The organism is Bacillota bacterium, from assembly GCA_036504675.1.
Taxonomy (GTDB): domain Bacteria; phylum Bacillota; class Sulfobacillia; order JAJYWN01; family JAJZPE01; genus DASXUT01.
In genome coordinates this window covers 24,549-36,897 of record DASXUT010000031.1, presented here as the reverse complement: position 1 = coordinate 36,897, position 12,349 = coordinate 24,549, and the positions used below count along the sequence as shown (strand labels likewise).

Annotated in this window: 10 protein-coding genes; all 10 read left to right on the top strand. The window is 67.1% G+C overall.

Translation table 11 applies throughout. From position 1 onward, the window contains the following. Positions 1-1,983 (top strand): stalk domain-containing protein (locus tag VGL40_02425; protein HEY3314127.1); only part of this gene is annotated, 1,983 nt, incomplete at its 5' end. 311 nt (positions 1,984-2,294) lie between these two features. Then, positions 2,295-3,017 carry a hypothetical protein gene (locus VGL40_02420; protein ID HEY3314126.1) on the top strand — a complete coding sequence of 241 codons (723 nt, stop codon included), beginning with the start codon at positions 2,295-2,297 and terminating at the stop codon, positions 3,015-3,017. Between the two features lie 3 nt (positions 3,018-3,020). Next, positions 3,021-3,662: a histidine phosphatase family protein gene (locus VGL40_02415; GenBank protein ID HEY3314125.1), complete on the top strand. Its 642-nt coding sequence runs from the start codon at positions 3,021-3,023 to the stop codon at positions 3,660-3,662. Between the two features lie 155 nt (positions 3,663-3,817). Continuing rightward, a complete protein-coding gene (locus VGL40_02410) occupies positions 3,818-6,763 on the top strand; it encodes a helicase C-terminal domain-containing protein (protein ID HEY3314124.1) in 2,946 nt (981 codons plus the stop codon). 162 nt (positions 6,764-6,925) lie between these two features. After that, on the top strand, positions 6,926-7,159 hold the full coding sequence (locus VGL40_02405) for a hypothetical protein (protein HEY3314123.1): 234 nt from the start codon (positions 6,926-6,928) through the stop codon (positions 7,157-7,159). Next, positions 7,156-7,962 carry a 5'/3'-nucleotidase SurE gene (gene surE / locus VGL40_02400; GenBank protein ID HEY3314122.1) on the top strand — a complete coding sequence of 269 codons (807 nt, stop codon included), beginning with the start codon at positions 7,156-7,158 and terminating at the stop codon, positions 7,960-7,962. The genes VGL40_02405 and surE overlap by 4 nt, the downstream gene beginning before the upstream one ends. Positions 7,963-7,965: 3 nt before the next feature. Further along, the gene (locus VGL40_02395) at positions 7,966-9,012 is read left to right on the top strand and encodes a histone deacetylase (GenBank protein HEY3314121.1); all 1,047 of its coding nucleotides are present in this window, start codon (positions 7,966-7,968) and stop codon (positions 9,010-9,012) included. A 113-nt stretch (positions 9,013-9,125) separates the two neighbouring features. Then, positions 9,126-9,335 (top strand): alpha/beta-type small acid-soluble spore protein, encoded by a 210-nt coding sequence (locus VGL40_02390; protein HEY3314120.1) that lies wholly within the window; start codon positions 9,126-9,128, stop codon positions 9,333-9,335. Positions 9,336-9,582: 247 nt separating this feature from the next. Next, on the top strand, positions 9,583-10,989 hold the full coding sequence (locus tag VGL40_02385) for an FAD-linked oxidase C-terminal domain-containing protein (GenBank protein HEY3314119.1): 1,407 nt from the start codon (positions 9,583-9,585) through the stop codon (positions 10,987-10,989). Beyond that, positions 10,986-12,332 (top strand): (Fe-S)-binding protein, encoded by a 1,347-nt coding sequence (locus tag VGL40_02380; GenBank protein ID HEY3314118.1) that lies wholly within the window; start codon positions 10,986-10,988, stop codon positions 12,330-12,332. Before VGL40_02385 ends, VGL40_02380 begins: the two co-directional genes overlap by 4 nt. Positions 12,333-12,349: the final 17 nt, after the last annotated feature.

The following is a 12,349-nucleotide window of genomic DNA, read 5'->3' as shown; positions in this document are numbered from 1 at the left end:
CCGGACCGCTGGTCGAAACGGGTTGTCGAATTGAGGAAACCCCGGCAGAAGGTGGGAGCGGCCATGCGATTTCGGCGGGTCACCCGAAGAGCTGCAGTCGTTGCGATCACCCTGGTCGCCCTCTTGGGCTGGCCGATGGGGTGGACGCGACAAGGCCCGGAGCCCCGCCGGGCATGGGCCGAAGGGACCTCGGCCGTCGTTCCCAGCCCAGCGAGCAAGGAGATGGCGGTCAAGGTTTTGGTCGACGGGCGAGAGGTCGGCCTAGACGCCCCTGTCCAGGCCATCGACGGCCAGGTATTGGTGCCCCTGAGGCCGGTGTTGGAAGCCCTCGATCTGACTGTCGTCTGGCGGGGCACCCGTCAGGCGGTTGGCGTCACCGGCCGGGATGAGCTCGAGGTTCCGGTGAATGGCGAGTACACCGAGGTGTGGCGGCTGGAGAAGCGGTTCAAGGCGCCCTTGCGGGTGGTCGCCAACCACACCATGATCCCGTACCAGTACCTGTCCGAATTCCTCGACGTCGACACCCGTTACGACGCCGCCGGCGGGACCATCCGGATCGATCGCCGGCCGACGGCACCGGCCCCGTCCAAAGAGCGGCCGCCCTTCATCGCTTTCGACCCCCGGCTGGTTTGGGCGGTCCTTGGCGGGGCGCTCGTCGCCGGAATCGCCACCTTCGGCCTCCGCCGCCAGCCCCGGATGGCTAAGGCGGCCGGCGAGGCGGGGCGCTTCCTCAGACGCCTGGGAGAGCCCGGACGAGCGGTCGCCCCCGGGCCGGATGAAATCAGGACGATGAGCCGCATCCTGGCCGCGGTCCGCCCGCCCCGGGGCGGCGAGTTCGATCCGCTCCTGCATGTTGGCGAGAAGCTGAGTCCGGCCCTGTGCGGCCTCTTGCTCCTTGGGGCCAACCCTTCGGCCGGCGGCGGCGCTTCCGAGGCCAGACGCTTCTGGGATCTCGATGCCGGGCAAGCCGCCGAAAGCGCGGCCGAGGGCCGGACCCTGCTGGAGGCGGTGCGCTTTCGGGCCTCGCTTGACCCGGCCTTTCGGTCGGTCCTCCTCAAGACGGCCGGGTTGAGCTCTGGCTTTTCCATAATGCCGGCCATATCGGACGCCGACCGGTTGGCGCAGACTGGCCGGAGATATGCGTCCTTCTATGACCGGCCACATAACGTGGCCCTGGCGACGACTCTTCCGACGATCAGCGACGGTGTCCTTCGCCGATTGGCCATCGATCGGGGACGGAATCTGAAGGGCATCGACATCTTCCTGCCTGACCCGCGCCTGAAGGTGGGGGGAGCGCCGACTGGATTCAGGCTGCTGATCGACCGGTGGCTGCGGGCTCCCGGGATGCTCCTCGATCCCCTCGACTTCCCGCGCCCGGCGGCCACCGCCCTGGCCAGCCTGCCGGCCCACATCATCGTGACCATCGCCGCGGCTGCCTGGATCGGCCGCCGCTCGCCGGTCCGGGTGCATCTGTGCACCGGTGAGTTCCTGCCCTTCGGCCTGGCCCTGCTGGAAGACGACGAGCGACTGCTGTCAGAGGTCAGTCTGGTCCCGCCGGGCCTGCCGCCCAGGGCGGGGATCCTCCTCCAGGAGGATCCGGAGCCCGACGGGTCCTTTCGGGGGGAGGCCAGGCGCCGGCTGCTGCGTTGGGACGAGGAGCGGCGGCGAGAGGGCCGCCTGGCCACCCTGGAAGCCGGACCGGGCTTTGATGGAGAGCGATTTGCGCGTGGCCTGGCGTCACTGGCGGGGGAAGCGGCCGCGGCGGCCGCCGCCGTCCTTGCCGAGCGCGGCCTGGCGATCGAACGCCGTCGGCTGGAGGCGGCCCTGTCGGGTCGGCACGGGCCCCGTCAGGTCATTTCGGCCGTCGTCGACCTCTTCGCCGGGGCGTCCGGGAGCAGCGGCCAAAGCCCGCTGGCCACCGACCCGCGACGTCTGGCCGCGGTGATCAGCCGGGTTTTGAACCAGGTTCGCCCGACCCGCTGAGGCCCGAGGTGGCCCGCGAGCGAGCCGTCCCTGGAGGTGTACACCGCGCCTGACAGCGACCCATGCGTGGCAGTGAGTGACGGGCGCCAAGTCTGGGGACGTTAGCGATGCGACATTGGCCGGGATCGGCTGGTCGCAAGCGTTCGGGTAGCGGGGGTGGACTAATCCCGAGCGTCCGTTCGGCCGATGCTTCAACTGAGGGGGTTGTAGCTTTGACCGGAACGGTGCAGGACCCGACAAGAGCCAACGATGGTGCGGGGGGACTGCCGCCTCGCTCCAGCCGGCACGGGACGGAGAAAGGGACGATTTTGATGGACCGTAGACCAGCAGCCAAGCCGGTCAAGGGGATTGACGCGGCCGGGGAAGAGCCGCCCACGGGAGGCCTTAGGGAGTCACGGGCCCGGCTGAAGAGGTGGCCTTGGGTGGTTCTGGCCGCCCTGGCCGTCGTCTTCATCGGCGGTTACTACGGCTTGACCAGCCTGGTCGCCCCTCGGGTGGAGCTGAAGGTCGACCAGTCCCCGGCGGCCGTGGAGCAGCGGGACAAACAGGTGGCCGAGGTCAAGGAGAAGATCGAGGCCGCCCACAAGTCGGTCAGCCAGAATCCCAAGGTCTCAGTCCGGGTGGAGATGACCAACGCCGAAGTCAATGCCTACCTAGCCAAGGCGGTCGGCTCGGCGGCCCAGGATGGCCCGGTTTACCCGAGGGCGGCCCAGGTCGATATCAAGCCTGAGGTGGTCGCCGGGGATGTCAGCCTGGTGGTGGCGGGCCGGCCAGTAGGCGTTCACCTGGACCTCAAACCGGAGGTCGGGGAGGGTAAGGTGGTCCTGAAGGTGGTCGACGCAGCAGTCGGCGGGATTCCTCTTCCGACCAGCCTGGGCCCGTTAGCCGGGGCAGTCAGGCAATCCCTGCCATCGGGGGTGACCTTCGACACTACAAAGAGCAGCTTCGTCATCGATCCCGAGAAGCTGCCCTTCGACCTGAAACAGTTGGAGCTCGAAGCCGGCAGGATGACCGCCACCGTCGGTGAGCATTGAAGGATGATGCGGGAACCTAAGAAGACTCAGGAGACCGTGGCCTACCTGGTCCGCCATGCGCAAACGAGCTGGAATGCCGAAGGGCGATTCCAGGGCCAGATGGACACGGCCCTCAGCCCGGCCGGGCAACGGCAGGCGACAGCCCTCGGGAAGAGGCTCGGCCGGGTCGGACCCGGCGAAGTCTACAGCAGCGACCTGACCCGAGCCAGTCAGACGGCGGAGGCCGTGGCCGGGGCGGCCGGCCTGAGGGTCATCCTGGACCGGTCCTTCCGTGAGGTCGACGTTGGGCGATGGCAGGGTCTCACCTTCAACGAGGTGCGCGAACAGATGCCCGAATCGTTCGCCGAGTGGCAGACCAGACGTCCTTGCTTTCGCTTCCCCGCCGGCGAGTCTTATGAAGAGGCGGCGGCCCGGGCCTTGAGGCGTCTCGAGGAGCTGACTGATCATCCGGGCGACCGGCTGGTGGTCGTTTCCCATGGGGGTCTGCTACGGGCTTTGATCTATGCCGTCCTGGGTTTGGAGCACGGCCCGCGCGGCCGGTTGGTTTTGGACAACGCCAGTATCAGCGCCATCGCCGGGCAGCCCGGCAGGTGGCGGCTGGTCCTTCTCAACGACACCTGCCACCTGGAATCGCCGGACGCCTGAGGCGATACGTGGGTAGTCATCCCAGGAATCGGCCGCCCGCCGGGACCGGCGTGGCGGCCTGTTTTTGCGACCGGCCCGAGGACGGGCAGGGAAACGGGACGGGACTGGTCGAATGCAGTCAGAACGTTAGGCGGGCGAGACCGGAAGGGAGGTGAATGGTGGTGGGGGGCGGGCGCAGGAAACCCTTGAAGGAAGGGGAACGGCCGGATGGAAGCGGACTCAGCTTCGTGGCCATCGACCTGGAGACCACGGGCCTTGACCCCGCGGCCGACCAGATCATCGAGTTCGGCGCGGCGAAGGTGATCGGCGGCTTCGTCGCCGACCGGTTCTCAGCCATGTCGAGGGTGACTGGCCCGGTATCCCTTCGGGTCTCCCGCCTGACCGGTTTGGCCCAGGCCGACCTGGCTGGGGCTCCCGAAGTGGCTGAAGTGCTGCCGGCCTTCCTGGCCTTCCTTGGCGAAGGGCCGCTCGTCGGGCACAACCTCCAGTTCGACCTGGCCTTTCTGGCAGCGGCCTGCGCGAAAGCGGGCCTGGCCGGGCCGTCCGCGGTCGGCTACGACTCCCTGACCCTGGCCAGGCTGGTTCGGCCGACCTTGGCCAATTTCCGCCTGCCCACCGTGGTCCAGGCTCTGGGACTAGCCCGAGGGGAGCGAAGCCACCGGGCCGGCGACGACGCTGAAGCTACGGCGCTCGCCTTTCTCGAGCTGCTTCGGGCGATTCGAGGACTGCCTCGTGGGCTCCTGACCCGGCAGGCCAACCTGCTGAAACGGCTGGACCCACTGGGTCAACTCTGGCGTCAGGCCGTCGAGGCGGCGGCCGCCGAAGGGGGAGCCACGGCAGGTGACCCGCCTCCCAGAGTCCCAGCCCCCGACCGTGGAAGACCGGCCGATGGTGGAGAGGACCTCTCCCCGACCGGTGGTCGGCTGGACCCGGACGAGGTGGGAGCCTATCTTGAGCCCGGCGGCGTACTGGCCGCCGTCATCAGCGGGTATGAGCATCGCTCGGGCCAGGTCGAGTTAGCCCGCCGGGTGGCCGAGACCTTCAACGCGGGGGGAGTGCTGGTCGCCGAAGCCGGCACCGGGGTCGGGAAATCCCTGGCCTACTTGCTCCCGGCCTGCCTGTGGTCGGCTCGCAACGGTGGGCCGGTGGTCGTCGCCACACATACCATCAACCTTCAGGAGCAACTGGCCAGGAAGGATCTCCCGGGCCTGGCCCGGGCCCTCGCCCGGCGGCCTCGCTGGTGCGTCGTCAAGGGTCGGGCCAACTATGCCTGCCTGCGGAAGTGGGAGGCGGTCCGCGAAGACGAGGCCGCGTCGGAGGAGGCCGCCCTCTTCCTGGCCCGGGCGGCCGCTTGGCTGGCGGCCACCGAGACCGGTGATCGAAGCGAGATCCTAATGACTCCCGGGGAAGAGCGGCTCTGGGAAGTCATCCGGGCCGACGCGGAGACCTGTTCCGGGCCGAACTGCCCACACCACGCCCACGACTGCTACGTCTACCGGGCGAGGAAAGCCGCCGAAGCGGCCGACGTGGTCATTGTCAACCACGCCCTCCTCTTCGCCGACCTCCAGGTAGCCAATACGATCCTCCCCCGTTACGAATACCTGATCATCGACGAGGCCCAAAACGTCGAGGATGTGGCCACTGAGCACCTGGGGATAGGGGTCGATGAAGGCGACCTATACCGCCGCTTCTCAGCCCTGACCCGGCCCGCCAGAGGCGGCCCACCGGGCCTCCTGGCGACCTGCCGGGCCCGGCTTCGTCTCCCGGGGATGCCGGTCGGGGGGGCGGAGCGCCCGCTGAAGCTGATCGACAAGGCCATCGACGGGCTGGCCGTCGCCCAGCGATCGACCAGGGAACTCTTCACCATGCTGGGCCGGGTGGGGGAGCGGGGCACCGGGGCCGACGAGGAGGGGCGTCGCACGGCCCGGTTGTTCCCCCAGACGGAGGAGTCACGGCCTCTGCGGGTGGCCGCCGAGAACGCGGCCGCGGGGTTACGGGCGGCGGTCGCCCACCTCAAAGAGCTGATCGAGGACCTGACCGTCCTGGCCGACCGGGGTTGGTTCAAGGCCCACCCTCTGGTCGACGAGGCGGGTGCGGCGGCCGCCGGTCTGGTCGAGACGGCCGACCGCCTGGCTTTCTTCTCCCGGGGTGATGCGGCCGATTATGTCTATTGGATAGAGATGGAACGCCGTCCCGGGGCGACCATCGGGCGCCTCAGGGCGGCTCCCGTCGCCATCGGTCCACTGGTCCGGGACCGACTCTTCAGTCGCTGTCAGGCCGTCATATTGACTTCAGCGACCCTTTCGGTGGCTGGGAGCTTCAGCCACTTCTGCGGACGGTTGGGTCTCGACGAGGGGGATCAAGAAGTGGAGACGGTGGCGGTGGATTCACCCTTCGACTACCGTCGGCAGGCGTTATTATGTCTTCCCAGAGATCTGCCCACAGTCCATGACCAGTCGGAAGAAGAGGTCGCGCCGAGCATCGCCCGGTTCGTGGTCGACCTGGCGGAGGTCACCGGCGGTCGGACCATGGTCTTGTTCACGTCCTATCGACTGCTCAGGGAGGTTTACCGGCTGGCCAAGCCGGACTTGGAGAAGCTGGATGTCTGTCCCTTCGCTCAGGGCCTCGACGGCAGCCGTAGCCGGCTCATCGAAGACTTCAAGCACGACCCTCGGGCAGTCCTAATGGGGACGGCCAGTTTCTGGGAGGGGGTTGACATCCCGGGGCCAGCCCTAAGCTGCGTGGTCATCGTCAGACTGCCCTTCTGGCCCCCGAACATCCCTGTCCTCGAGGCCCGGGCGGAGGCCATCCGGGAGGCTGGCGGTTCTCCCTTCAACCAGCTGTTCTTGCCGCTGGCGGTGATTCGCTTCCGGCAAGGTTTCGGCCGGTTGATTCGCTCGAGGAGCGACCGGGGCGCGGTGGTGGTCCTCGACGGGAGGGTCGGGGCCGGCGCGACCTCCTACGGCGAGAAGTTCCTGAAGTCCCTGCCCGGACCGAGGGTGTTGGTCAACGACAGCGGGGAAGTCCTCGCCGGAATCGGGGATTGGCTGGCCGGCCGCGAGCCCCGGGTGATCTCTCGGGAACGCGCCGCCAGACGGTGACCGGCGAGCTTGCCGCGGGGGGACGTCTTCGCCGTCCCGCGGGAGGGGCAGGGGCCTGCGCCGCCGAATGTCTGGTGGGTTAAACCGCTTAGCCTGGGTGTTAGAATAGGAGCGAGGCCGGACGAGAGGAAAGCCGCCCGGCCGTTGGGAGGGAACAAGGGATTGATTGAAACCAGGGCGGTCGTCGAACGGCTGGGCGGGGATGTCTCCTTGCTCAGAGTGGGGCCGGGACAGGCCCCGGTCGAGTGGCCGACTTCCTGCCTCCCGGCCGAACTCCGGGAAGGTGACTTGCTGAGATTCAGCGTCGCCTTCGATCCGGTGAACACTGAACAGTTGCGCCGAAAAGTTGCCGGTCTGGTCACCAGACTGTCCACGGCCCCCCGCGAGCCCCGATGATCGTCCTTCTGACCAACGACGACGGAATCAGAGCCGATGGGATCCAGGCTCTGAAGGTCGCTTTCGAGGCGGTCCCGGGGAGCGAGGTCTATGTCGTCGCCCCCGATCGCGAACGCAGCGCCAGCGGGCATGCCATCACCATCCACCACCCCCTTCAAGTGGAGGAGGTTCAACTCGAAGGGAAGACGCCGGGGCGGGCCTTCGCCGTTAGCGGGACCCCGGCCGACTGCGTCAAGCTCGGGGTCAAGGCCATCCTCCCGGAGGCACCCGGCATCATCGTCTCAGGTATCAACCGGGGCCCGAACCTGGGCACCGACGTCTTCTATTCCGGGACGGTCTCGGCCGCCCTCGAGGGAGTCATTCTGGGGATCCCCTCGATCGCCGTATCGATGACTGCCTTTGAGTACCTGGACTACACGGTCGCCGCGAACTTCGCGGTCCACGTGGCCGGGGAGGTGGTCAGGCGAGGGTTGCCCGAGCGGACCCTGCTGAACATCAATGTCCCTCCGCTGAGCCCCGAGGAGATTGCCGGTGTGGCCCTGACCCGCCTGGGGGAGCGCCCTTATGAAAACATCTTTGAACGGCGTTTTGACCCCCGTGGCAAGTTGTACTACTGGCTGGTCGTCGAGGACCTGGCGCTGGCCGGCGGCGCCGATACTGACGTCGGGGCGATCAGGGACAACCTGATCTCGGTCACCCCGATCCACCTGGATCTGACCAATCACGACGTAATGGAGACCCTCTCCCGGTGGAGTCTCGGACTGAACGGTGACCCTTGCCGATGGAAGGGCGAAGGGGGCTAACGGTTGCGTCGCACTGGCCTGGTCTATCACCCCGATTTCCTGCTGCACGCCCCGGACAGTTGGCCGGAGTGCCCCCAGCGGCTGACCAGGACGCTGGAATACTTCGAGCGAGTCGGCCTGCGGAAGCAGTTCACCGAGGTCCAGCGGCGGTCCGCCTGCCCGGATGAATTGGCCGCGGTGCACTCGCCGGAGTACTTGGCCTTCCTCGCCGGCTACGCCGCCGGCGGAGGGGGGCAGATGACCATTGACACCCAGGTGACGAAGGAAAGCTATGCCGTGGCCATACTGGCCGCTGGTGGCTGCCTGTCGGCGGTTGACGAGCTGATGGCCGGTCGCCTCGACAATGCCCTGGGCCTGGTAAGGCCGCCCGGCCACCACGCCGAAAAGCACGCCGGAACCGGGTATTGCCTTCTGAACAACGTGGCCATCGCCGCTCGATATGCCCAGAAGGAGCACGGTCTTGCCCGAATCCTGATCGTTGACTGGGATGTCCACCACGGCAACGGGACAGAGCGGGCCTTCTACGGTGAACCAGGGGTCCTTTTCTTCTCCGTCCACGAGAGCCCGGCCTACCCGGGAACCGGCTGGTTGAGCGACGTGGGGGTGGGGGAGGGCGAGGGGTACACCATCAATGCCCCGCTCCCGTCCGGCGCCGGCAATCGGGCCTACGAGCGGCTGTTCGACGAGGTGCTCTTGCCAATAGCCGACCGCTACGCACCGGAGCTGGTCATCGTCTCGGCCGGCCAGGACTCGCACTTCGCCGACTACATGGGCAACATGGAGCTCACTTCGGAAGGGTTCGGTCGCCTCACGAGACGGATCGTCTCCCTTCTTCCGAATCCGGGGCCGAAGGTGTTGGCCGTCTTGGAGGGCGGTTACAACCTGGAGGTCCTCCCCGTCAGTCTCTTGGCGGTGGCCAACGAGCTCCTCGGTACGGACCTTCCGGTGACTGATCCTATCGCTCCGCCGGTCGACGGAATGTCACAAGCCATCGAACAGCGTCTGGAGGCCATTAAGACCATTCATCGTCAGTACTGGCCGTGTTTGTGACCGTCTTGCTGAATGTCGCCGCGTACCAAGATGTGACATAATGCCCGCCCCCATAGACGGGGAACACTACCCTTGCTGCGGTGCTTCACTCACGCGGCCAGGAGGTGTCGGCGATGGATGATAACCGCGAGTTGGCCCGTCCGGAAGCCGAATCCGCGCTCGACCGCTTCAAGTGGGAAGTTGCTGCTGAACTTGGGCTGGACCAGAAGATCCGCCGCAAGGGCTGGGAAAACATGACGACTCACGACGTGGGAAAGATCGGCGGGCAGATGGTCAAGCGGATGGTTGGATTCGCCGAGGAAAACATGGCCGACAAGGGCTAGAGTATCCGCACGCTAGAAGGGGCCGAAAGGCTCCTTCTTCCTATTCCGTGACCAAGCGCCGCGTTATGTCCTCGCGTCATTGTCATAACGCGGCAACGAGTGGGGCTGGTACAGGTGAAACCGGTCGGCCGCCCCTCCGGAAGGTGGCCGGGCGGTTTTTCTTGCCGTGACGGAGGCGATGAAGGTGAGGGAGGCGGCGAAGCGAATCACCCCACGAAGAGTAGAAGCAGTCAAGGGGGCGGGAGGGGTGGATAAGGGTCGACAGGTCGTCGCGGAACTTCGCCGGCTGTGTCCGTGGGGCCAGGTCTTCAGCGGCGATCTGACGCTCGTCTACGCCGAGGATGCGACTCCGGGGTTGGGCGGTGAGGCGCCGCTGGCGGTCGTTCGCCCGGGCACGCGGGAAGAGGTCGCCGCGGTGGTTGGTTTTTGCGCGGAGGGTGGGTTTGGGGTCATTCCCCGGGGGGCCGGGACCAGCCTCAGCGGGGGAGTGGTCGCCCGCAAGGACGCGGTCGTCCTGGCCCTTAACGGTCTGTCGCGAGTGATTGAAGTCGACGAAGCCAATCTCACAGCCACCGCGGAGCCGGGTGTGGTGACTGCGCAGCTACATAAGATGGTTGAGGAACGAGGGTTATTCTATCCTCCGGACCCTGGTAGCATGGCCGTATCTACCTTGGGAGGCAATGTTGCTGAGGGGGCTGGGGGGCTGCGCGGCCTCAAGTATGGCGTGACGCGCGACTACATAATGGGACTGGAGATGGTGACTGGGGAGGGCCGGGTAGCCAGGTTCGGGGGAAAGACGGTCAAGAATGTCTCCGGATATGACTTCCTTCGCTTGATGGTCGGGTCGGAGGGGACGTTGGGGGTGATCACCGAGATCACCGTCCGCCTGTTGCCGCTGCCGGAGGCGCGCCGGGCGGTGCTGGCCGTGTTTGAGACCATCGACTCTGCGGCGGCGGCCGTGGCCGGGATCGTCGCCGACAAGGTCGTACCGGCCACCCTTGAGCTCCTTGACAACCTGACCATCAGGGCGGTCGAGGCCTATTCGGCCTGCGGCCTGCCGACAGAAGCCGGGGCGGTGGTCCTGATCGAGGTGGACGGGGCCCCGGAGAGCGTAGCCCGGGAGGGCGAGCGGGTTGTGCGAGCCTGCCGGGCGGTGGGTGCGAGCGACGTGCGGGTAGCTACCGAATCCGGCGAACGTGATAAGATCTGGGCCGCCCGGCGGACGGCCGTGTCGGCCCTGGCCCGGGTCAGACCGACGATCTTCCTCGAGGATGCGACGGTGCCGCGAAGCCGGATCCCTGAGATGGTCCGAGCCGTCGAGAGGATTGCCAAGAAACACGACCTCCCGATTGGGACCTTCGGGCACGCCGGTGACGGCAACCTCCACCCGACGATTCTCACCGACCGGCGCGACCCGGAGGAGATGAAGCGGGCTGAGGCGGCCGTGGCCGACATCTTCGCCGCCGCGCTGGGGCTCGGGGGGACGCTGACCGGGGAACACGGCATCGGTCTGGCCAAGCGACCGTTCATGATGGCCCAGTTCGGGCCGGTCGGAATCGACCTCCTCCGCCGGGTGAAGACGGCTCTCGACCCGCGTGGCGTGCTCAACCCGGGGAAGGTCCTCCCCCCCGCGTCGGAGGGGGGAAGCCGATGAGCGAGATCGGCCCACGGAGCCTCCTGGACGAACTCGCCCGCTGCATGCGCTGCGGCTTTTGCCAAGCGGTCTGCCCGATTTATCGGGAGGAGGGGACGGAGTTCTCCGTCGCCCGGGGGAAGCTGATTCTCATCGAGGCGTTGGCCGACGGGCGGTTGGCCCCGACGCCGGAGGTGGAAAAGGCGATTGGGCTCTGCCTCGTCTGCAAGTCGTGCAAAGCGTCCTGTCCCTCAGGGGTCCGGACGGACTTGATCATGGCCATGGCCAGGGAGATGTTGAACCAGAGCCGAGGGCGAGGCCTGGCCAAGACGGCCATCCTCAAGGTCGCCGGCGATCGCCGCGCGGCTGCTGGCCTGGCCGGCCTCGGCGGGTTGTTCTGGAGGGTCGCTTTTGCGGGCCCTCCGACCGCCGGCGGCCTCTGGCGGTTGCGCCTCCCAACCGGCCATTATTATCCACGCCCGAGTGGTCGGAGTCTGACTTCAGGTTTGCGACGCCGGGAAAGGCGGGGAGTAATCGGGACAGCCGATCGAAGGACCAACTCGCTTAGCTTCACGCCAACCGGGGCCCAGGGGGAAGTCCTGCTTTGGCTGGGCTGTTTAGTCAACTACATGCTCCCGAGTCTTGGTCTCGCGGCCATTGATGTACTGCTGGCGGCCAAGATAAGGGTCGTCGTTGGAATCGACGAAGGTTGCTGTGGGATGCCACGTTACGTCAATGGGGAGATCAGTGGGACGGCCCAAACGGCCCGTCGCAACCTCGATTGGCTCGCCCGGGTCAGGGGCCAAGGGAGCCAGGTGGCCTCCGGATCGCCCCTCCTATTCGTCTGTCCGAGCTGTGCCGAGGCCTGGAAGACCTATCCGGAGTTGCTCCAGGGAAGGGAGAAAGAGGCGGCCAAAACGGCCGCCGCGGCGGTCGTCGACGTCAGCACGTTCCTCTGTCGAGGGGCGGGGGACTGGCGGAGACTGTTGAGGGAGCCGCCAAGTTCCTCGCCGCTCACAGTGACCTACCATGACCCATGCCACCTGGCACAGGCTCAGGGGGTCCGCCAGGACCCGAGGACCCTCATCGCGGCAATCCCCGGAGCGCGGTTCCAAGAGATGAGCGAGCCCGCCGGGTGTTGTGGCTCCGGCGGAACGTTCGCCCTTTTCAACGCGGCTACGGCCAGAAAGATCGGGCAACGGAAGGCCAAGGCGATCATCGCCACCGGGGCCGGCCTGGTGGCCACCGGTTGCCCGGCTTGCCGCCTCCAGCTGGCTCAGGAACTGGTCGTCGCCGGGCACTTCGTCTCCGTCCGACACACGGTGGAGGTTTTGGCCCAAGCCCTCGGCTGGGGGGACCGCTAGCTAGCCGCCCTGACATA

Coding starts and splice junctions, on each gene's coding strand:
- VGL40_02420 (HEY3314126.1), top strand. CDS start 2,295: ATGGACCGTAGACCAGCAGCCAAGCCGGTCAAGGGGATTGACGCGGCC.
- VGL40_02415 (HEY3314125.1), top strand. CDS start 3,021: ATGATGCGGGAACCTAAGAAGACTCAGGAGACCGTGGCCTACCTGGTC.
- VGL40_02410 (HEY3314124.1), top strand. CDS start 3,818: ATGGTGGTGGGGGGCGGGCGCAGGAAACCCTTGAAGGAAGGGGAACGG.
- surE (HEY3314122.1), top strand. CDS start 7,156: ATGATCGTCCTTCTGACCAACGACGACGGAATCAGAGCCGATGGGATC.
- VGL40_02390 (HEY3314120.1), top strand. CDS start 9,126: ATGGATGATAACCGCGAGTTGGCCCGTCCGGAAGCCGAATCCGCGCTC.
- VGL40_02380 (HEY3314118.1), top strand. CDS start 10,986: ATGAGCGAGATCGGCCCACGGAGCCTCCTGGACGAACTCGCCCGCTGC.